Origin of the sequence: Cytobacillus oceanisediminis (assembly GCF_022811925.1) — a bacterium.
Classification (GTDB): Bacteria; Bacillota; Bacilli; order Bacillales; family Cytobacillaceae; genus Cytobacillus; species Cytobacillus oceanisediminis_D.
Genome location: NZ_CP065511.1, coordinates 328510 through 350468, shown reverse-complemented (window position 1 = coordinate 350468; position 21959 = coordinate 328510). Strand labels below are relative to the sequence as shown.

The following is a 21959-nucleotide window of genomic DNA, read 5'->3' as shown; positions in this document are numbered from 1 at the left end:
TTCATCGAAGATGAACAGTATCAAGGTTTTAACTCTATTTAACATAGAGAGAATTCACTAAAATGGCGATTACTCGGTTATTGCTTCTTCATAATCATTATCTAGTTTTCAAAGAACGAATCTTTCATTGAGAGATTGAACTCTCAAAACTGAACGAACAAAGAACGTCACGTTTCTTGTAAATATTCCTTAGAAAGGAGGTGATCCAGCCGCACCTTCCGATACGGCTACCTTGTTACGACTTCACCCCAATCATCTGTCCCACCTTAGGCGGCTGGCTCCAAAAGGTTACCCCACCGACTTCGGGTGTTACAAACTCTCGTGGTGTGACGGGCGGTGTGTACAAGGCCCGGAACGTATTCACCGCATGCTGATCCGCGATTACTAGCGATTCCGGCTTCATGCAGGCGAGTTGCAGCCTGCAATCCGAACTGAGAATGGTTTTATGGGATTCGCTTAACCTCGCGGTCTTGCAGCCCTTTGTACCATCCATTGTAGCACGTGTGTAGCCCAGGTCATAAGGGGCATGATGATTTGACGTCATCCCCACCTTCCTCCGGTTTGTCACCGGCAGTCACCTTAGAGTGCCCAACTGAATGCTGGCAACTAAGATCAAGGGTTGCGCTCGTTGCGGGACTTAACCCAACATCTCACGACACGAGCTGACGACAACCATGCACCACCTGTCATCCTGTCCCCCGAAGGGGAACGCCCTATCTCTAGGGTTGTCAGGAGATGTCAAGACCTGGTAAGGTTCTTCGCGTTGCTTCGAATTAAACCACATGCTCCACCGCTTGTGCGGGCCCCGTCAATTCCTTTGAGTTTCAGCCTTTGCCGTACTCCCAGGCGGAGTGCTTAATGCGTTTGCGACTAAAGGGCGGAAACCCTCTAACACTTAGCACTCATCGTTTACGGCGTGGACTACCAGGGTATCTAATCCTGTTTGCTCCCCACGCTTTCGCGCCTCAGCGTCAGTTACAGACCAAAGAGTCGCCTTCGCCACTGGTGTTCCTCCACATCTCTACGCATTTCACCGCTACACGTGGAATTCCACTCTTCTCTTCTGCACTCAAGTTCCCAGTTTCCAATGACCCTCCCGGTTGAGCCGGGGCTTTCACATCAGACTTAAGGAACCGCCTGCGCGCGCTTTACGCCCAATAATTCCGGACAACGCTTGCCACCTACGTATTACCGCGGCTGCTGGCACGTAGTTAGCCGTGGCTTTCTGGTCAGGTACCGTCAAGGTACCGGCAGTTACTCCGGTACTTGTTCTTCCCTGACAACAGAGTTTTACGATCCGAAAACCTTCATCACTCACGCGGCGTTGCTCCGTCAGACTTTCGTCCATTGCGGAAGATTCCCTACTGCTGCCTCCCGTAGGAGTCTGGGCCGTGTCTCAGTCCCAGTGTGGCCGATCACCCTCTCAGGTCGGCTACGCATCGTGGCCTTGGTGAGCCGTTACCTCACCAACTAGCTAATGCGCCGCGGGCCCATCTGTAAGTGATAGCCGAAACCATCTTTCAGCTTTTCCTCATGTGAGGAAAAGAGTTATCCGGTATTAGCCCCGGTTTCCCGGAGTTATCCCAGTCTTACAGGCAGGTTGCCCACGTGTTACTCACCCGTCCGCCGCTGACTTCAGGGAGCAAGCTCCCATCCGTCCGCTCGACTTGCATGTATTAGGCACGCCGCCAGCGTTCGTCCTGAGCCAGGATCAAACTCTCCATATAAGAGTTGATTAAGCTCGTTTTGTCTTTTCAAAAAAGACTAATGATTTAAACGTTGACGTTTTGTTCGTTCAGTTTTCAAAGATCAATCCGCCGCTCAGAAGCGACTTTATTATCTTATCAGGTTTAAATACCCGAGTCAATAACTTTTTTAAAGTTTTCTTGGTGGAGCCTAGCGGGATCGAACCGCTGACCTCCTGCGTGCAAAGCAGGCGCTCTCCCAGCTGAGCTAAGGCCCCAATTTAAATGGTCGGGAAGACAGGATTCGAACCTGCGACCCCTTGGTCCCAAACCAAGTGCTCTACCAAGCTGAGCTACTCCCCGTAAAATGGCGCGCCCGAGAGGAGTCGAACCCCTAACCTTTTGATCCGTAGTCAAACGCTCTATCCAATTGAGCTACGGGCGCAATATGAAATTAAATGGTGCCGAGGACCGGAATCGAACCGGTACGGTAGTCACCTACCGCAGGATTTTAAGTCCTGTGCGTCTGCCAGTTCCGCCACCCCGGCATAAAAATGGAGCGGAAGACGGGATTCGAACCCGCGACCCCCACCTTGGCAAGGTGATGTTCTACCACTGAACTACTTCCGCTTAAAATGGTGCGGGTGAAGGGAGTCGAACCCCCACGCCTTGCGGCGCCAGATCCTAAGTCTGGTGCGTCTGCCAATTCCGCCACACCCGCAATATGAAATTAAAAATGGTGAGCCATGAAGGACTCGAACCTTCGACCCTCTGATTAAAAGTCAGATGCTCTACCGACTGAGCTAATGGCTCATATTCTAAAAAAGAACTGAAGTGGTGCCGGCGAGAGGACTTGAACCCCCAACCTACTGATTACAAGTCAGTTGCTCTACCAATTGAGCTACACCGGCATGTTATATGGTGGAGGATGACGGGATCGAACCGCCGACCCTCTGCTTGTAAGGCAGATGCTCTCCCAGCTGAGCTAATCCTCCATTATATACGCCCGGCAGCGTCCTACTCTCACAGGGGGACAGCCCCCAACTACCATCGGCGCTGAGAAGCTTAACTTCCGTGTTCGGTATGGGAACGGGTGTGACCTTCTCGCTATCGCCACCGGACTATTTGGTTTGAAGAAACTTCGTTCCCTCAAAACTAGATAATGCATGAAGAAGTGTTTGCCGAGTATTCACCAATGACTTGGTTAAGTCCTCGATCGATTAGTATCAGTCAGCTCCACATGTCGCCACGCTTCCACCTCTGACCTATCAACCTGATCATCTTTCAGGGATCTTACTAGCTTGACGCTATGGGAAATCTCATCTCGAGGGGGGCTTCATGCTTAGATGCTTTCAGCACTTATCCCTTCCGCACATAGCTACCCAGCGATGCCTTTGGCAAGACAACTGGTACACCAGCGGTGCGTCCATCCCGGTCCTCTCGTACTAAGGACAGCTCCTCTCAAATTTCCTGCGCCCACGACGGATAGGGACCGAACTGTCTCACGACGTTCTGAACCCAGCTCGCGTACCGCTTTAATGGGCGAACAGCCCAACCCTTGGGACCGACTACAGCCCCAGGATGCGATGAGCCGACATCGAGGTGCCAAACCTCCCCGTCGATGTGGACTCTTGGGGGAGATAAGCCTGTTATCCCCGGGGTAGCTTTTATCCGTTGAGCGATGGCCCTTCCATGCGGAACCACCGGATCACTAAGCCCGACTTTCGTCCCTGCTCGACTTGTAGGTCTCGCAGTCAAGCTCCCTTGTGCCTTTACACTCTGCGAATGATTTCCAACCATTCTGAGGGAACCTTTGGGCGCCTCCGTTACTTTTTAGGAGGCGACCGCCCCAGTCAAACTGCCCACCTGACACTGTCTCCCGCCCCGATAAGGGGCGCGGGTTAGAATTTCAATACAGCCAGGGTAGTATCCCACCGACGCCTCCACCGAAGCTGGCGCTCCGGCTTCTCAGGCTCCTACCTATCCTGTACAAGCTGTACCAAAATTCAATATCAGGCTACAGTAAAGCTCCACGGGTCTTTCCGTCCTGTCGCGGGTAACCTGCATCTTCACAGGTACTATAATTTCACCGAGTCTCTCGTTGAGACAGTGCCCAGATCGTTACGCCTTTCGTGCGGGTCGGAACTTACCCGACAAGGAATTTCGCTACCTTAGGACCGTTATAGTTACGGCCGTTTACTGGGGCTTCGATTCAAAGCTTCGCTTGCGCTAACCTCTCCTCTTAACCTTCCAGCACCGGGCAGGCGTCAGCCCTATACTTCGCCTTGCTTCGCAGAGACCTGTGTTTTTGCTAAACAGTCGCCTGGGCCTATTCACTGCACTCATCAGGGCTATGCACCTAATGAGCACCCCTTCTCCCGAAGTTACGGGGTCATTTTGCCGAGTTCCTTAACGAGAGTTCTCTCGCTCACCTTAGGATTCTCTCCTCGCCTACCTGTGTCGGTTTGCGGTACGGGCACCTTTTCCCTCGCTAGAGGCTTTTCTTGGCAGTGTGGAATCAGGAACTTCGGTACTAAATTTCCTCGCCGTCACAGCTCAGCCTGTGTGGTAACGGATTTGCCTCGTTACCGGCCTAACTGCTTGGACGCGCTAATCCAGCGCGCTTACCCTATCCTCCTGCGTCCCCCCATTGCTCAAACGGTAAAGAGGTGGTACAGGAATATCAACCTGTTGTCCATCGCCTACGCTTTTCAGCCTCGGCTTAGGTCCCGACTAACCCTGAGCGGACGAGCCTTCCTCAGGAAACCTTAGGCATTCGGTGGATGGGATTCTCACCCATCTTTCGCTACTCATACCGGCATTCTCACTTCTAAGCGCTCCACCAGTCCTTGCGGTCTGGCTTCAACGCCCTTAGAACGCTCTCCTACCACTGACATCGTAAGATGTCAATCCACAGCTTCGGTGATACGTTTAGCCCCGGTACATTTTCGGCGCGGAGTCACTCGACCAGTGAGCTATTACGCACTCTTTAAATGGTGGCTGCTTCTAAGCCAACATCCTGGTTGTCTAAGCAACTCCACATCCTTTTCCACTTAACGTATACTTTGGGACCTTAGCTGGTGGTCTGGGCTGTTTCCCTCTTGACTACGGATCTTATCACTCGCAGTCTGACTCCCATGGATAAGTCTTTGGCATTCGGAGTTTGTCTGAATTCGGTAACCCGATGGGGGCCCCTAGTCCAAACAGTGCTCTACCTCCAAGACTCTTACTACATGAGGCTAGCCCTAAAGCTATTTCGGAGAGAACCAGCTATCTCCAAGTTCGATTGGAATTTCTCCGCTACCCACACCTCATCCCCGCACTTTTCAACGTGCGTGGGTTCGGGCCTCCATCCAGTGTTACCTGGACTTCACCCTGGACATGGGTAGATCACCTGGTTTCGGGTCTACGACCACATACTCATTCGCCCTATTCAGACTCGCTTTCGCTGCGGCTCCGTCTTATCAACTTAACCTCGCATGTAATCGTAACTCGCCGGTTCATTCTACAAAAGGCACGCTATCACCCATTAACGGGCTCTAACTACTTGTAGGCACACGGTTTCAGGATCTCTTTCACTCCCCTTCCGGGGTGCTTTTCACCTTTCCCTCACGGTACTGGTTCACTATCGGTCACTAGGGAGTATTTAGCCTTGGGAGATGGTCCTCCCTGCTTCCGACGGGATTTCTCGTGTCCCGCCGTACTCAGGATCCACTCTGGAGGGAACGAAGTTTCAACTACAGGGCTTTTACCTTCTCTGGCCGGCCTTTCCAGACCTGTTCATTTACCTCGTTCCTTTGTAACTCCGTATAGAGTGTCCTACAACCCCAGGAGGCAAGCCTCCTGGTTTGGGCTAATCCCGTTTCGCTCGCCGCTACTCAGGGAATCGCGTTTGCTTTCTCTTCCTCCGGGTACTTAGATGTTTCAGTTCCCCGGGTCTGCCTTCCATACCCTATGTATTCAGATAAGGATCCTATCCCATTACGGATAGGGGGTTTCCCCATTCGGAAATCTCCGGATCAAAGCTTACTTACAGCTCCCCGAAGCATATCGGTGTTAGTACCGTCCTTCATCGGCTCCTAGTGCCAAGGCATTCACCGTGCGCCCTTTCTAACTTAACCGTATTTGACAGGTTCATCGAAGATGAACAGTATCAAAGGTTTTTAACTCTATTTAACATAGAGAGAATTCACTAAAATGGCGATTACTCGGTTATTGCTTCTTCATAATCATTATCTAGTTTTCAAAGAACGAATCTTTCATTGAGAGATTGAACTCTCAAAACTGAACGAACAAAGAACGTCACGTTTCTTGTAAATATTCCTTAGAAAGGAGGTGATCCAGCCGCACCTTCCGATACGGCTACCTTGTTACGACTTCACCCCAATCATCTGTCCCACCTTAGGCGGCTGGCTCCAAAAGGTTACCCCACCGACTTCGGGTGTTACAAACTCTCGTGGTGTGACGGGCGGTGTGTACAAGGCCCGGGAACGTATTCACCGCGGCATGCTGATCCGCGATTACTAGCGATTCCGGCTTCATGCAGGCGAGTTGCAGCCTGCAATCCGAACTGAGAATGGTTTTATGGGATTCGCTTAACCTCGCGGTCTTGCAGCCCTTTGTACCATCCATTGTAGCACGTGTGTAGCCCAGGTCATAAGGGGCATGATGATTTGACGTCATCCCCACCTTCCTCCGGTTTGTCACCGGCAGTCACCTTAGAGTGCCCAACTGAATGCTGGCAACTAAGATCAAGGGTTGCGCTCGTTGCGGGACTTAACCCAACATCTCACGACACGAGCTGACGACAACCATGCACCACCTGTCATCCTGTCCCCCGAAGGGGAACGCCCTATCTCTAGGGTTGTCAGGAGATGTCAAGACCTGGTAAGGTTCTTCGCGTTGCTTCGAATTAAACCACATGCTCCACCGCTTGTGCGGGCCCCCGTCAATTCCTTTGAGTTTCAGCCTTGCCGTACTCCCAGGCGGAGTGCTTAATGCGTTTGTCGCAGACTAAAGGGCGGAAACCCTCTAACACTTAGCACTCATCGTTTACGGCGTGGACTACCAGGGTATCTAATCCTGTTTGCTCCCCACGCTTTCGCGCCTCAGCGTCAGTTACAGACCAAAGAGTCGCCTTCGCCACTGGTGTTCCTCCACATCTCTACGCATTTCACCGCTACACGTGGAATTCCACTCTTCTCTTCTGCACTCAAGTTCCCCAGTTTCCAATGACCCTCCCCGGTTGAGCCGGGGGCTTTCACATCAGACTTAAGGAACCGCCTGCGCGCGCTTTACGCCCAATAATTCCGGACAACGCTTGCCACCTACGTATTACCGCGGCTGCTGGCACGTAGTTAGCCGTGGCTTTCTGGTCAGGTACCGTCAAGGTACCGGCAGTTACTCCGGTACTTGTTCTTCCCTGACAACAGAGTTTTACGATCCGAAAACCTTCATCACTCACGCGGCGTTGCTCCGTCAGACTTTCGTCCATTGCGGAAGATTCCCTACTGCTGCCTCCCGTAGGAGTCTGGGCCGTGTCTCAGTCCCAGTGTGGCCGATCACCCTCTCAGGTCGGCTACGCATCGTGGCCTTGGTGAGCCGTTACCTCACCAACTAGCTAATGCGCCGCGGGCCCATCTGTAAGTGATAGCCGAAACCATCTTTCAGCTTTTCCTCATGTGAGGAAAAGAGTTATCCGGTATTAGCCCCGGTTTCCCGGAGTTATCCCAGTCTTACAGGCAGGTTGCCCACGTGTTACTCACCCGTCCGCCGCTGACTTCAGGGAGCAAGCTCCCATCCGTCCGCTCGACTTGCATGTATTAGGCACGCCGCCAGCGTTCGTCCTGAGCCAGGATCAAACTCTCCATATAAGAGTTGATTAAGCTCGAGTTGTCTTTTCGAAAAAGACTAATGATTTAAACGTTGACGTATTGTTCGTTCAGTTTTCAAAGATCAATCTGTCGCTCAAGGGCGACTTTATTATCTTATCAGATTCAATTATCTGAGTCAATAACTTTTTTTAAAATCTTTTTTTGTAAGTCGCTGTCTTGCAGCAACGAATATAAATATATCACCTCACAGGACAACATGCAATATGTTTTTATCTTTTTTATACGTAAAAAAGAAAGAAAAAATATTCCCATTATTCTGCCCCGGAAATCGCATTATTTATATTCCTTCTATAAAAGAAAAAAGACAGAGCACGCATTGTACTCTGCCTTATTTTATGAAATTTTAACGGTGACGCATTAGCGGGAATAACAGTACATCTCTAATAGAAGGTGAATTTGTCAGCAGCATGACAACTCGATCGATTCCGATGCCCAGTCCGCCTGTTGGCGGCATGCCGTATTCAAGAGCTTCAATAAAATCATCATCCATCATATGTGCTTCATCATTGCCCTCTTCACGTTCTTTTAGCTGTGCTTCAAAGCGTTCGCGCTGATCAATTGGATCATTCAGCTCAGTGAAGGCATTTGCATGTTCACGTGCTACAATAAATAATTCAAAACGATCAGTAAAGCGCGAGTCTTCGTCATTTTTCTTCGCAAGCGGCGAGATTTCAACAGGATGTCCATAGATGAAGGTCGGCTGAATTAATTTCTCTTCAACCTTCTGCTCGAAGAATTCATTAACAATATGACCATATTCCATATTGTCTTTGATTTCAACACCATGCTCCTTCGCAAGCTGATGGGCTTCTTCCTTACTTGTTTCTTTCCAGAAGTCTACCCCAGTGTATTCCTTAATGGCATCTACCATATGAAGCCTTTTCCATTCAGGCTTTAAATCCACTTCGTACTCGCCGTATTGCACAGTAGTTGTTCCAAGCACCTCTTGAGCGATATGGGCAATAAGGTTTTCAGTCAGGCTCATGATATCTCTATAGTCAGCATATGCTTCGTATAATTCAATCATAGTGAATTCAGGATTGTGCCGTGTAGAAACACCTTCATTACGGAATACCCGGCCAATTTCATATACCTTTTCAAGACCGCCCACAATCAGACGCTTCAGATGAAGCTCAATCGCGATACGCATATAGAGTTCCATATCCAGCGCATTATGATGAGTGATAAATGGACGTGCAGATGCTCCCCCTGCAATGGAATGCATCATAGGTGTTTCAACTTCAAGGTAGCCATGGCTGTCAAGGTAGCGGCGCATGGATTGGATAATGCGGCTTCTCGTGACGAAAGTCTTTTTGCTTTCCTCACTCATAATGAGATCCAGGTAACGCTGACGGTAGCGCTGCTCAACGTCCTTCAGCCCGTGGAACTTATCCGGCAGCGGACGCAGGGATTTAGTCAGAAGGATAAATTCCTCCGCTTTAACAGACAGTTCGCCTACTTTTGTTTTAAAGAGCTTGCCGCTGATCCCGACAATATCTCCCAGGTCAGCAGTTTCGAAGATGGAGTAGCTTTCTTCTCCAACAGCATCTTTGCGGACATAGATTTGAATTTGCCCTGATAAATCCTGTACATGGGCGAATCCGGCTTTCCCTTTTCCGCGCTTTGTCATAATGCGGCCTGCCAGTGTAACAGAAATATCCTTTTCCTCAATTTCTTCCTTCTCAAGTTCACCGTATTGCTCAATTAATTCATTGCTTTGGTGTGAACGGTCGAAACGTTTCCCGAAAGGATCCATTCCCTGTTCGCGCAAGCTGCTCATTTTCTCGCGTCTTACTTTCAACTGGTCATTTAATTCTTCATGACTCTGGCTCACTGAAATCATCTCCATTTTGTAAATCTTTTTATGTACGCACAATTCTGCGGTCCTTCAAAAATGTATATCTCTATTATTTTACACAATGCTGGCAAATCAGACATCCTAAATAGTTAAATAGAATAAAAACTGCCAGTTCATGCACTGGCAGTTTCCATTTATCAAAAGTATTATAGGCAAAGAATGTCAGCCTGTCAAACTTTACGCAGTTATACAGCCTGTATCTGGCTTCTTTCTTTTTCTTCTGCATCAATGACAAGAGCGTTAAGAACGCCCACCAATTCTTCTCTTGTATTGGATTCATTGATTCCATTGCGGACCTTCGCATTGCCGCGGATTCCTTTCAGGTACCATGCAGCATGCTTTCGCATTTCGAGTACAGCGATATGTTCACCCTTTAATGAAATCAGGCGGTCCAAATGGAGGATGCACACATCCATCTTCTCTCGTACAGAAGGCTCGCCCATTGATTCACCCGTCTCAAGGTATTTGACTGTACGGTAAATCATCCATGGGTTCCCCAGTGCAGCCCGTCCGATCATGACACCGTCACAGCCTGTTTCATCCAGCATGCGCTTGGCATCCTGAGGTGTTTCCACATCACCATTTCCGATTAGCGGAATGTTAATGTTCTGCTTTACTTCGCGAATAATATCCCAGTTCGCTTGTCCTTCATACATCTGGACGCGCGTCCGGCCGTGAAGGGCTATAGCTTTGCCCCCTGCGCGCTCAACCGCCTGAGCGTTTTTAACAGCGTAGATGTGATCTTCATCCCAGCCCATCCGCATTTTTACGGTAACCGGCTTTTCAACAGCGGCTGTTACAGCAGAAACCATTTCATAAATTTTATCCGGGTCAAGCAGCCACTTGGCACCTGCATCACATTTGGTGATTTTAGGGACAGGGCAGCCCATGTTAATGTCGATGATATCCGCATTGGTATTTTGATCTACAAATTTCGCCGCTTCTACAAGCGTCTCTTTTTTGCCTCCGAAAATCTGCAGGCTTAGCGGCTTTTCTCTCTCATCAATATAAAGCATGTTCATCGTCTTTTCGTTCTGGAGGACAATGCCTTTGTCGCTGACCATCTCAGCACATACAAGACCGGCACCGAATTCTTTCACAGTCAGACGGAAAGCGGAATTGCATACTCCGGCCATTGGAGCCAGTACCACACGGTTTTTCAGCTCGATATCACCTATTTTAAACATAATTGCACCTCCCTCTGTAATTATTCAAACTTATATATTAATCCTGCTCCTGTCTGGGAGCCAATTCTTCCTGTGTCACTTTAAGCGCCTGCGCGATCTGCTCGATTAAAGCCGGTGCAGGCATCCGGTTTCCTCTTTCAATTTCACCTAAAATTGAAACCGATACACCGAGTTCTCTTGCAAATCCTTCTTGTGTAAATCCTTTTAGCTTTCGAAAAGCGCGAATACGTCTTCCCCATTTTTCTGCTTCCATATCCGTACTCCCTCTCTGTCAGGTATATCTTCCAGTATTGAAATTAAAGGCCGCTCCATCTTCGGAAGCCTGATGCTGGAATCAACCTCTAAAAGAGGAACAAGGACAAACGCTCTTTCATGCATCCGAGGATGAGGAACTATTAGCTTCTCTGTTTCAATATTTTCGTGACTATACAGCAAAATGTCAAGGTCTATTGTCCGCGGGCCCCAATGGATTTCCCTTTTTCTCCCAAGTTTTAATTCGATATCAAGGCACGCATCCAGCAATTCAAAAGGATCTAAGCCGGTAGAAATTTGGATTGCCATATTCAAAAATTGTTCTTGATCTTCATAACCGACCGGATCTGTTTCATAAACAGATGAAGTATTTACCACTTGGGTTTGCGGAAGCTGATCAATCATCTCAACTGCTTTCTTCAAGTGGTCAAACCGGCTTCCGATATTTGAGCCAAGCGCAATAAAAGCGGTGTTCTTCATGATCTGCCTCTCGTAATCTCGACGGCTACTGACTGATAGTGGCCGGGAATAGGCGGATCAGGCTTGATCACTTTGACCGTCAGCTGCAGAATAAGCGGGAACCGGGAAAGAAGTTCTGCTGCCAGCTTTTCTGCGACAGCTTCAACCAGCTTATAGGGCTCCCCTTCCACAACCTCTTTGCACACTGCATACAGCTCGCCATAGTTGATGGAGTCATCAAGATTATCGGTTTCCCCCGCCTTTTTCAGGTCTGCTTCGACAGCAAGGTCAACAGCAAAGCGCTGGCCAAGCCGTGTTTCTTCCGGGAAAACACCATGGTAGCCGTAAAACTCCATTCGGTTCACATAAATTTTATCCATTGTATTCACCTTTTCCCATTAAAGCGTCCATCATTTTAGCCATTCGGCTCATTTCCTTTACATCATGAATGCGGATCATCTGGCAGCCCTTTTGGATGCCGTAGCAAACCGTCGCTCCCGTTCCTTCTGTCCGCTCCTCAACCGGAAGGTCCAGGATGGTTCCGATCATCCGCTTCTTCGATGTGCCAAGCAGCACAGGATACCCGATGGCCACAAGCTTGTCCAAATCCCTCATCATTTCCAGATTATAGTTCAAGTCCTTAGCAAAGCCGATGCCCGGGTCAAGGATGATATTCTCGTCTTTAACACCTGCAGACTTTACAAGCGCAATGCTTTCGTACAGGTCATTCATGACATCACGGAAAAAGGATGTGTATTCCATATCCTTGCGGTTATGCATTAAGATGATCGGCGCTCCTGTTTCTGCTGCAGCTGCCGCCATTTCAGGATCCACTTTGGCTCCCCACACATCATTGATAATGTGGGCCCCGGCTTCAATGGCCTGCCTGGCGACCTCGGCTTTATAGGTATCAATGGATATCGGAACATCCACTTCTTTTGAAATTGCCTCAATAACAGGAAGAACACGCTTCAGCTCTTCGTCTGCAGGCACCGGATCAAATCCCGGACGGGTTGACTCTCCGCCGACATCAATGATATCTGCTCCGTTTTCAACCATTTCCAGAGCATGCTTGACTGCCAGATCCTGCTGACTGTATTTGCCCCCATCCGAAAAGGAGTCAGGCGTTGCATTTAAAATTCCCATTACAATGGTTTTCTTCCCGTAATCTAGCGTATATGGCCCACACTGAATTGTTGTTTTAGACATTCTGAATCCTCCTACAGTTCATTCCTGCTCCATAAGTGTTCACAGTTGTTTTCATAGTGCATCTGGAGCTCCGATGTTTTCTTCCCGGATAACCCTGGCATTGAATGGCCGTCAAACGAGAACATTGGCACAATTTCCTGGATGGAGTTCGTGACAAAAACTTCATCCGCATCTCTTACAGCTTCTGGTCTGTACAGGCCTTCCTCCACATTCATCCCCATCTTTCCGGCAAGCCTGATTACAAATTCCCGGGTAATGCCGTTTAGTATGCCGGTATGAAGAGACGGGGTAAATAAATGGCCATCACGAATCCAGAATAAGTTCGAAGTGATTCCTTCTGCCAGGTAGCCATCCCTGGTCAGGAAGATCCCTTCTATGCCTGGATCGTCCCCCGCTTCCTTTTTAGCCAGAATGTTATTTAAATAATGGTGGGACTTCAGACGTTCGGCCCCTTCAGGTGTATTGCGGGGAATCTCAAGCATCACTGCCTGCTTTTCTGCGCTTGCACTTCTTGGCGGAAGCGGTTTGCAGAAAATAATCGTATTCGGGTTTTTGTACGAATCTGTCTGCAGGCCAATCTCCCCGTTACCCGCTGACACATTCATCCGGATATAGGCATTATGGTATCCGTTTTTTCCCAGCAGCATATCCAGCGCTGCGAGCACCTGTTCCCTGGTATAAAATGCTTCGATATTTATCGCTTTAAGGCTTCGGTTCAGCCTCTCCAGATGATCGTCCAATAAAAAGGGATGCCCATTATAGACACGGAACGTCTCAAACAGCCCCATTCCATATAAAAAGCCATGATCAAAAGGAGAGATCCTGGCCTCCTCTTTCCTGACAATTTCCCCATTCATATAAATATACAAGGTTTACAGCCCCTCTGCCTGCAGTGACGCTTTGTAATGCTGAATAAAATTCTGAAGGAGTTCCTTTCCGGCCGTGGTCATAATTGACTCAGGGTGGAATTGAACACCTTCTACAGGCAATTCCTTATGGCGAATGGCCATAATCTCTCCCTCAGCTGTCCATGCTGAAACCTCAAGACATTCAGGAAGTGTTTCCTTTTTGACAATCAGCGAATGGTAGCGGGTAGCAGGAAAAGGGTTGGGCAGGTCTTTAAATATAGACTTTCCATCATGAAAAATGTCAGAGGTTTTTCCATGCATCAGACGCTCTGCCTGCACCACATCGCCTCCGAATACTTGAGCAATTGACTGATGTCCAAGACAAACGCCAAAGACCGGGATTTTGCCCGCAAAAGCTTCAATGGCTTTCAGGCTGATGCCTGCTTCATTCGGGCTGCACGGACCCGGAGAGATCATCAGGAACTTCGGCTGCATACTGCCTATTTCAGAAATCGATGTTTCATCGTTTCTTTTGACAACCAGCTCTTCGCCTAATTCACCGAGATACTGTACGAGATTATACGTAAAAGAATCATAATTATCGATCATATAAATCATAGCTGATCCCCTTTTGCCTGTTCTGCGAGTTCTTTTGCTTTCCAAAGAGCAATTGCCTTTTTCAGTGACTCTTTGTATTCATTTTTCGGATTGGAGTCAATGACAATGCCTGCACCTGCCTGCACATGGGCCTGTCCATCTTTAACGAGCATAGTGCGGATGATGATATTCAGCTCAAGATCACCGCTGAAATTGATCCAGCCAAGAGAGCCGGTGTATGGTCCCCTTGTGACCGGTTCAAGCTCTTCAATGATCTCCATGGTGCGCACCTTAGGGGCACCCGTAATCGTTCCCCCGGGAAATACAGCGTCAATGATATCAACTGCACTTTTGCCTTCTGTCAGCTCTCCTTTTACATTGGAGACAATATGCATCACATGTGAATATTTTTCAATGACCATGAACTCATCCACTGTTACGGTGCCATATTTGCAGACTCTTCCCAGGTCATTTCGCTCCAGATCGACCAGCATTACGTGCTCTGCACGTTCTTTCTCATTTTCAATCAGTTCACTGGCGAGCTTGAGGTCCTCCTCATGGTCCTTCCCGCGGGATCTTGTCCCGGCAATCGGCCGCGTACTGACGGTGTTTCCTTTTTTCTTAATCAGCAGTTCCGGAGATCCGCTTACAAGCTGGTATCCCGGCGTGTGGAAATACCCCATGTATGGAGACGGGTTTAACGCTCTCAGCTGTTCGTATACATCCATTGCCTGAATATGAATTGGGCGGCTTTGGCGTACCGAGAGATTTACCTGAAAGACATCTCCCTGTGAAATATATTCCTGAATACTCCTGACGGCAGCCATGAATTCTTCTTCATTCATGGATACACCAAGTGTATTTTCAGCCTGATTGTATTCCGCTTTCGCAGAAGGCTCCTTACTTTCATTCTTCCATCTCTGCTCCCAATTATCTGCCCGTTCCTCAATCGCGCGCTCTTCCCCTTTTTCGTATAAGAAAATCAGCCAGAGCTCTTCGGTTTCATGGTCAAAGACAAAGCATTCTTTATAAATAAAAAAATGAATATCAGGTATCTGCAGATCATCTTGAGCTTCATTTGGAAGCTTTTCGATATAACGTGCGTAATCATAGCTGATAAACCCGATTGCTCCTCCCTGAAAGTCAGGAAGTTCATCGAGCTTATCTGCTTTATATTGATTCAGCCATTCCTGCATTAAGTGAAGGGGGTTACCTTCCAGCACCTGTTTTTCGCCGTCTCTAACAATTTCAAGTTCTGAATTTTTGCCTGTTAAAATGGCTTCCGGCTCAAAAGCTGCGATACTGTACCTGCCTCCCCGTCCGCTTTCAAGTAAAATATGATGTGCCAATCCCTCCGACAGTGAGCGGTATTGGCGGAAAAATCGATTATATGTATAAGGTATTTTTTTTGCATGGATGTGAAGCTGCTTCAATGAGTGTCACCCCTATATTTTTCTCTTTTTTCATCATACATTATGTAGGGCATGCTTTCATAATTTTTATTGTACGAAACAAAAGCGGAAGCGCCTTGCCCACCCCCGACACCTCGAGGGGGTAGGCGCTGGAGCTAGATGCAGACACTCTTCCACAGAGTTATTTACATCGTTCAATTTTGTAGTTTCCTATACGACAAAAAACAGCGGCCATCGAAGACCGCTGTCATATCAATTATTCAGCTTCAAATTGGTATAAAGGAGTACTTAAATAACGCTCGCCGTTACTTGGGATAATAGCCAAAACCTTTTTCCCTTTTCCAAGCTCTTTGGCAACTTTTAGGGCCGCACTGATCGCCGCACCAGAGGAAATTCCTCCTAGGATTCCTTCTTCCTTGGCCGCGCGGCGGGCATATTCAAATGCCTCATCATTTGTAATTTGAATCACTTCATCATAAATCTTTGTATCCAGCGTATCCGGTACAAATCCTGCTCCAATGCCCTGGATTTTATGAGGGCCCGGCTTTCCGCCTGATAGTACAGGTGAATCAGTTGGTTCAACTGCGTAAATTTTGATGTTTTTATATTTTTCTTTAAGCACTTGGCCTGCACCTGTAATCGTTCCGCCTGTACCGATTCCGGATATGAATGCATCCAGCTGGTCGCCCATTTGCTCTGTGATTTCAGGTCCTGTTGTTAAACGGTGAATTTCAGGGTTCGCAGGGTTTTCAAACTGCTGAGGCACGAAATAGCCATTTTCCTTTGCCAATTCCTGAGCCTTGCGGATCGCCCCGCCCATCCCTTCCGGTCCAGGTGTGAGTACAAGGTCGGCACCGTAAGCACGAAGCAAATTGCGGCGCTCCATACTCATCGTCTCCGGCATGACCAGAACCGCTTTATAGCCTTTTGCTGCTGCAATCATCGCTAATCCGATTCCTGTATTTCCGCTTGTCGGTTCAATAATGGTATCACCTGGTTTGAGGCTTCCTTCTTTCTCTGCGGCAGTGATCATTGCCAGGGCAATACGGTCTTTTACGCTGCTTCCAGGATTCATGTATTCCAATTTTAGATAAACATCTGCACTATTATCATCAACTAAACGGTTTAGTTTCACAATTGGCGTCTGGCCAACAAGGTCTGCAATAGAATTTGCTACACGTACCATTTTCCCCACTCCTCATTTCCGACTATTTTTATTGGTTTAATACAAATTTACCAATTTCCAATGGGAATGTCAATGAATTTGATTGCTATTTAAAAGAAAATTCATACTTTTGTCATTATATTTAAACTACCCATTTTTATACATGATACGCAATTTATACAGAAAAAAACACGGAAACCCCTCCGTGCTTTTTATTTACTGCTCACCGTAAAACCACTCAACTTCTGCTTCATTCCAAAAGGGCTTGGCAGAGACAGGAACATCCATCTGCTCAAGAGCGATCTGGCGGCGAATCATGCTCTTCACTTCTTTAAAGGAATAATTTTCTCCCTTTAAATGCTCATGAAGCATTACAACGGCATATCCATCTTCCGTTTTAATCGGCTTGGTCCACTTGCCGGGCTTAAGGGTTTTAACCTGTTCCAGGACTTCTGCCGGTATGTGTTCATCATCTTCACTGACATACCCTGCATTCCCCCCCAGACCGGCGGTAAATTCATCGATCGACCGTTCCATCGCCAGCACAGAGAAGCTCGAGCCTTCATCCAGCTCCTTTAATGTCTGTTCCGCTTCTTCTTTTGTTTTAACGATAATCTGAGAGATGTGATAGGTGTCCGGAACTTGGAACTGGCTGCTGTTTTGTTCATAATAACTCTTCATTTCTTCTTCCGGGACGGAGACATCGGCAGTCAGCAGTTCTTCAAGAATAAGATTATTCTTGATTTGCCTGCGCCACTTGTCTTCGCTCATCTCTTCGGTGAAATTGCCGCCGTACATAGTCTTGACCATTTTCAGTTCAAGATCTACAGCCTTATCAGAGATCTTCACCCCGTATTTTTCCCCTGCTTCTTCAATGACCTTCTGATCAATTAATTCACTTAATGTGCTTTTCCCGTATTTTGTTTCCATTTCACTCATCCATTCCTGGCGAGTGATTTTGTCTCCGCCGACTTTTGCTACTGCTTCCCGGCTGCCATCGCCTTTAAAAAGCAAAAAGGCCAATGTGATAAGATTCAGCAACACCAAACCGGCAATGATCATTAAAAGCTGTCTCTTTTCCAAGTGCTCCTCCCCCTACGAAAAGCGCCTTGCCCACCCCCGGCACCTCGAGGGGATAGGCGATGGAGCTAGACAGTTCTCGAAGTTCAAAGATATAAATTTTGTTAATACAAAAAGCATAAGCTTCCCGTTCCCCCAAACAGCTTGACCTTTTTTTCGGGAGCTATTTGGGACCTATAGGCAGACGCTTAATCAATTTCAAGCTTATTACTTTACTTCGTTCTTTAATTCTTCCAGTTCTTCTTTAGTGTAATGGTATTTCTCATTGCAGAAATGACAGGAAGCTTCAGCCTGGCCGTCTTCATCGATCATCTGCTGGATTTCCTCTTCACCCAGGCTGATAATTGCATTGGCAAAACGCTCTTTTGAACATGTACAAGTAAAGGATACAGGAAGCTTCTCAAGGAACTTCACATTGTCTTTGCCAAGGATCGTTTCCAATAGCTCTTCAGGCGTTAATCCCTGCTGGATCAATTTTGATACAGGCGGGATCTCTTTTAGCCTGTTTTCAATTAATGTAATCGTCTCTTCACCGGTTCCCGGCATAAGCTGCAGAATAAAGCCCCCAGCAGCAAGAATGGAGTTGTCGGGGTTAACGAGAACACCCACTCCAACGGAAGAAGGCACCTGTTCAGAAGTAACAAAGTAATAAGTGAAATCTTCTCCAAGTTCTCCGGAAATCAGCGGAACCTGTCCTGTGAAGTGTTCTCTCATTCCGATGTCCTTCACGACAGTCAAGGTCCCTTCAGTTCCGACCGCACGGCGCACATCAAGCTTGCCCTGTTCATTAAGATCGAAGTGGGTCTGCGGATTTGTTACATATCCGCGCACCTCTCCCTTTGCATTGCTGTCTACCAGGATAGCGCCAATTGGACCGCCGCCTTCAATTTTAATGGTCAGCTTGTTATCACCCTTCAGCATGGCGCCCATCATCACACCCGCCGTCATAGATCTGCCCAGAGCAGCTGAGGCGGTTGGCCATGTATAATGCCTGCGCTGGCCCTCCCCAACTGTTTCGGTAGTGCGGGATGCATAGGCACGGACTTGTCCATCATATGCAAGTGCTTTTACTAGATAATCGCTCATTTTTTGCTCCTTTCTACGAAAAGCGCAAGCGCCTTGCCCACCACCGACACCCTAGAGGGGGTAGGCTGCTTGCGCTAGACAATTTTCGAAGTCCAAAAAGTTTACACATACTTATCTTCCAGAAAACCGCTTATAATGCAGCGGCTTTTTAAAAGCTTACGTCCTATTTTTTATGGTTTCCATATTTCGTTTATAAATAATCTGCAGACCCTTTAAAGTTAAAAATGGATCCACGACATCAATAATATCCGATTCCTGCGCAATTAGGCCTGCGAGACCTCCAGTGGCAATGACAGTAGGTTTTTGAACTGCCTGATCTTTCATTCTTTTTACTATACCTTCAACCTGGCCAACATAACCATATAAAATCCCAGCCTGCATGGCAGATACGGTATTCTTCCCGACAATATGATCAGGACGGGCAATTTCTATTCTTGGAAGCTTGGCTGCACGGGAGTAAAGAGCCTCGGTCGAGATTCCGATTCCGGGAGCAATTGCGCCACCCATATATTGCTTATTTTCATTGATATAGCAATAGGTAGTGGCTGTTCCAAAATCGACAATGACTAACGGGCTGCCATATTCATGAATGGCTGCTATTGCATTGACGATGCGGTCTGCACCAACTTCCCTCGGATTTTCGTACTTGATGTTTAAGCCTGTCTTGATTCCAGGACCCACGACAAGGGGCTTAACATGGAAGTATTTCTGGCACATTCTTTCAAGCGAAAACATGATTGGCGGCACTACAGAGGAAATGATAATGCCATCTATATCTGAAAAGGAAAGATTCACATGCTCAAACAGAGACTTCACAATCATTCCGTATTCATCTTCTGTTTTATTCCGGTTGGTTTCAATTCGCCAATGATGCTTTAATTCATCTTGGTCATAGACACCCAGAACGATATTTGTATTTCCCACGTCGAAAACAAAGATCAACATTCTCACCACTTTATGATTATTTAAAAAAAGCTCAATAGCTTTATTTTTTCACTGAAAACATCATATCACAACTGTTATTGTTTCGTGTAATCGAAAATTCCACCCAGTCTGGCAATTGATATTTTTTCCGCAAAAAAAGCGCCCCTAGAGGCGCTTTTTGATTATTTGTCTTTGCGTTCTTCATCGATGGCAGGAGGCACATCCGCTTCTGCAGGGCTTGAGCCTTCCCTGGTTTCAGGAATTTCGCCTGTTTCAGCAGGATCCTCTTTCTTGATGCTGATGTTCACTTTCACATCTTCATCAGTTGAAATGGAAGTCACTGAACGGTCAGGCAGTCTGCCATGTTCTGATAGATGCTTGATTTGCTCCGCATCAAGCGTTTCGACTTCAAGCAATGTATTGGCGATTAGATTCAGCTTATCTCGGTTTTCCGTTAAGAGCTTTCTTGCTCTTTCATAAGATTCCTTGATAATGCGCTGGATTTCAAGATCGATTTCATATGCGATTGCATCTGAATAGTTCTGTTCATTATGGAAGTCACGTCCAAGGAAGACCTGGCCGCCCTGAGACTGTCCGAACTGCAATGGTCCAAGCTTATCGCTCATTCCAAATTCGGTTACCATGCGGCGTGCAATACCTGTCGCACGCTGGAAGTCATTATGGGCACCTGTACTTACTTCGCCGAACACGATTTCCTCCGCAACACGCCCCCCAAGCAAGCCGACAATTTTGTCGAGAAGCTCAGGCTTCGTCTGGAAGTATCGATCTTCTTTCGGGAGCATAACTGCATATCCGCCAGCCTGGCCGCGCGGCACGATTGTCACTTTATGAACCATTTCAGCTTCATCAAGCACTAAACCGATGACCGTATGACCCGCTTCGTGGAAAGCAACGATATTTCTTTCCTTTTGGGAAATAACACGGCTTTTCTTAGCTGGTCCCGCAATAACGCGGTCTGTTGCTTCATCGATATCTTCCATATCGACTTTTTTCTTATTGCGGCGGGCAGCTACAAGCGCTGCTTCATTCAATAGATTTTCAAGGTCTGCACCTGAAAAACCAGGTGTACGCATCGCAATGCTCTTTAAGTTAACCGACTCATCTAAAGGCTTGTTGCGGGCATGTACTTTAAGCACTGCTTCACGGCCTTTGACGTCTGGGCGGTCAACCGTAATTTGTCTGTCAAAACGTCCCGGACGCAATAATGCCGGGTCAAGAATATCCGGACGGTTTGTGGCAGCAATGATGATAATTCCTTCATTTGCTCCAAACCCATCCATTTCAACTAAAAGCTGGTTAAGGGTCTGCTCGCGTTCATCGTGTCCGCCGCCAAGGCCGGCACCACGCTGGCGTCCTACTGCATCAATTTCATCGATAAAAATAATACATGGCGCGTTCTTTTTCGCATTTTCGAATAAGTCACGGACACGGGAAGCACCCACACCTACGAACATTTCAACGAAATCAGAACCGCTTATAGAGAAGAACGGAACGCCTGCTTCACCGGCTGCAGCCCGTGCAAGCAAGGTTTTACCTGTTCCCGGAGGTCCTACAAGAAGAACCCCTTTAGGAATTCTTGCTCCCAATTCAGCAAACTTGCGCGGGTCTTTAAGGAACTCAACGACCTCAACAAGCTCCTGCTTTTCTTCATCGGCGCCTGCAACATCTTTAAAGCGCACTTTCTTTTTGCTTTCATCATATAGCTTGGCTTTGCTTTTGCCGAAGTTCATCACACGGCTGCCTCCGCCCTGCGCCTGATTCAGCAGGAAGAAGAATAGTATGAAGATGATGATGAAAGGAATGATTGACGTAAAGAATGTCACCCATCCGCTTGTTTCCTTAGCCGGCATGACTTCAACATCTGAAGACTGGGCTAATTGATCCACACGGTCAAGGATATTATCATTGTTCATGATATAAGTCAGGAAGTATTTGCCTTCCTCATATCCTTCTAGCTGACCCCTTACTTCAAATACACCTCTCTCAGGCTGAAGGGAAATGGACGTAATATCGCCGCTTTCCAAGTGATCAACAAATTTATTATAAGAGATGTGCTCCGTTGGTTCATTGTTGCCGTTAAAGAAGCTGACAACTCCAATAATGACTAAAAATATTAATAAATAAAAGATGGTATTCCGGAAGATCCGATTCATCCCTTACCTCCTCCCACGGTAAACAAACTATAGTGTATAGTATCATAGAAAATCGTGCCAATACAAGGAATTAGACTTCTTAAAACCGGGTGATTCTTGTTTCAGTAAAGGGCTTTAATGCAAGATCAA

14 protein-coding genes, 9 tRNA genes and 4 rRNA genes are annotated in these 21959 nt (G+C 47.4%); all 27 read right to left on the bottom strand.

The window, feature by feature from the left end; all coding sequences use genetic code 11:
• Nucleotides 1–193: 193 nt before the first annotated feature.
• A 16S ribosomal RNA gene (locus tag IRB79_RS01770) occupies nt 194–1727 on the bottom strand.
• Nucleotides 1728–1887: 160 nt separating this feature from the next.
• Nucleotides 1888–1963: transfer RNA gene (locus IRB79_RS01765), tRNA-Ala, on the bottom strand.
• An 8-nt stretch (nt 1964–1971) separates the two neighbouring features.
• Nucleotides 1972–2048: transfer RNA gene (locus IRB79_RS01760), tRNA-Pro, on the bottom strand.
• 5 nt (nt 2049–2053) lie between these two features.
• Nucleotides 2054–2130, bottom strand: a tRNA-Arg gene (locus tag IRB79_RS01755).
• 14 nt (nt 2131–2144) lie between these two features.
• Nucleotides 2145–2233: transfer RNA gene (locus tag IRB79_RS01750), tRNA-Leu, on the bottom strand.
• Nucleotides 2234–2240: 7 nt separating this feature from the next.
• Nucleotides 2241–2315, bottom strand: a tRNA-Gly gene (locus tag IRB79_RS01745).
• Between the two features lie 6 nt (nt 2316–2321).
• A tRNA-Leu gene (locus IRB79_RS01740) sits at nt 2322–2406 on the bottom strand.
• Nucleotides 2407–2422: 16 nt separating this feature from the next.
• Nucleotides 2423–2498: transfer RNA gene (locus IRB79_RS01735), tRNA-Lys, on the bottom strand.
• Nucleotides 2499–2520: 22 nt separating this feature from the next.
• Nucleotides 2521–2596 (bottom strand) — tRNA-Thr (locus tag IRB79_RS01730).
• 8 nt (nt 2597–2604) lie between these two features.
• Nucleotides 2605–2680: transfer RNA gene (locus IRB79_RS01725), tRNA-Val, on the bottom strand.
• 9 nt (nt 2681–2689) lie between these two features.
• Nucleotides 2690–2806: ribosomal RNA gene (gene rrf / locus IRB79_RS01720) — 5S ribosomal RNA — on the bottom strand.
• A gap of 79 nt (nt 2807–2885) precedes the next feature.
• Nucleotides 2886–5806, bottom strand: a 23S ribosomal RNA gene (locus tag IRB79_RS01715).
• A 207-nt stretch (nt 5807–6013) separates the two neighbouring features.
• Nucleotides 6014–7558: ribosomal RNA gene (locus IRB79_RS01710) — 16S ribosomal RNA — on the bottom strand.
• Together the 16S, 23S and 5S rRNA genes with 9 tRNA genes alongside form the textbook arrangement of a ribosomal RNA operon.
• A 364-nt stretch (nt 7559–7922) precedes the next feature.
• The gene (gene lysS / locus IRB79_RS01705) at nt 7923–9422 is read right to left on the bottom strand and encodes a lysine--tRNA ligase (protein ID WP_243509154.1); all 1500 of its coding nucleotides are present in this window, start codon (nt 9420–9422) and stop codon (nt 7923–7925) included.
• A gap of 200 nt (nt 9423–9622) precedes the next feature.
• Complete coding sequence (gene dusB, locus IRB79_RS01700; protein WP_243506468.1) at nt 9623–10624, bottom strand: tRNA dihydrouridine synthase DusB; 1002 nt, start codon at nt 10622–10624, stop codon at nt 9623–9625.
• Nucleotides 10625–10661: 37 nt separating this feature from the next.
• Nucleotides 10662–10877, bottom strand: coding sequence for a helix-turn-helix domain-containing protein (locus tag IRB79_RS01695; RefSeq protein WP_048008796.1), 216 nt, complete (start codon nt 10875–10877; stop codon nt 10662–10664).
• Nucleotides 10829–11356, bottom strand: coding sequence for a 2-amino-4-hydroxy-6-hydroxymethyldihydropteridine diphosphokinase (gene folK, locus IRB79_RS01690; protein ID WP_197204235.1), 528 nt, complete (start codon nt 11354–11356; stop codon nt 10829–10831). Before folK ends, IRB79_RS01695 begins: the two co-directional genes overlap by 49 nt.
• Nucleotides 11353–11715: a dihydroneopterin aldolase gene (folB, locus tag IRB79_RS01685; protein WP_197204236.1), complete on the bottom strand. Its 363-nt coding sequence runs from the start codon at nt 11713–11715 to the stop codon at nt 11353–11355. Before folB ends, folK begins: the two co-directional genes overlap by 4 nt.
• Nucleotides 11708–12544, bottom strand: a complete 837-nt coding sequence (folP, locus tag IRB79_RS01680; protein WP_243506467.1) for a dihydropteroate synthase — start codon at nt 12542–12544, stop codon at nt 11708–11710. The genes folB and folP overlap by 8 nt, the downstream gene beginning before the upstream one ends.
• Before the next feature lie 11 nt (nt 12545–12555).
• Nucleotides 12556–13413, bottom strand: coding sequence for an aminodeoxychorismate lyase (gene pabC / locus IRB79_RS01675; RefSeq protein ID WP_243506466.1), 858 nt, complete (start codon nt 13411–13413; stop codon nt 12556–12558).
• A 3-nt stretch (nt 13414–13416) separates the two neighbouring features.
• Nucleotides 13417–14010 carry an aminodeoxychorismate/anthranilate synthase component II gene (pabA, locus tag IRB79_RS01670; protein WP_048008791.1) on the bottom strand — a complete coding sequence of 198 codons (594 nt, stop codon included), beginning with the start codon at nt 14008–14010 and terminating at the stop codon, nt 13417–13419.
• The gene (pabB, locus tag IRB79_RS01665; protein WP_243506465.1) at nt 14007–15422 is read right to left on the bottom strand and encodes an aminodeoxychorismate synthase, component I; all 1416 of its coding nucleotides are present in this window, start codon (nt 15420–15422) and stop codon (nt 14007–14009) included. Before pabB ends, pabA begins: the two co-directional genes overlap by 4 nt.
• Nucleotides 15423–15657: 235 nt before the next feature.
• Nucleotides 15658–16587: a cysteine synthase A gene (gene cysK / locus IRB79_RS01660; RefSeq protein ID WP_243506464.1), complete on the bottom strand. Its 930-nt coding sequence runs from the start codon at nt 16585–16587 to the stop codon at nt 15658–15660.
• 195 nt (nt 16588–16782) lie between these two features.
• Nucleotides 16783–17649: a peptidyl-prolyl cis-trans isomerase gene (locus IRB79_RS01655; RefSeq protein ID WP_243506463.1), complete on the bottom strand. Its 867-nt coding sequence runs from the start codon at nt 17647–17649 to the stop codon at nt 16783–16785.
• A 204-nt stretch (nt 17650–17853) separates the two neighbouring features.
• On the bottom strand, nt 17854–18732 hold the full coding sequence (hslO, locus tag IRB79_RS01650; RefSeq protein ID WP_243506462.1) for an Hsp33 family molecular chaperone HslO: 879 nt from the start codon (nt 18730–18732) through the stop codon (nt 17854–17856).
• A 156-nt stretch (nt 18733–18888) separates the two neighbouring features.
• On the bottom strand, nt 18889–19674 hold the full coding sequence (locus IRB79_RS01645) for a type III pantothenate kinase (protein ID WP_221878798.1): 786 nt from the start codon (nt 19672–19674) through the stop codon (nt 18889–18891).
• A 164-nt stretch (nt 19675–19838) separates the two neighbouring features.
• Entirely contained in the window at nt 19839–21830 is a 1992-nt protein-coding gene (ftsH, locus tag IRB79_RS01640; protein ID WP_206845845.1) for an ATP-dependent zinc metalloprotease FtsH, read from the bottom strand.
• Between the last annotated feature and the right edge of the window lie 129 nt (nt 21831–21959).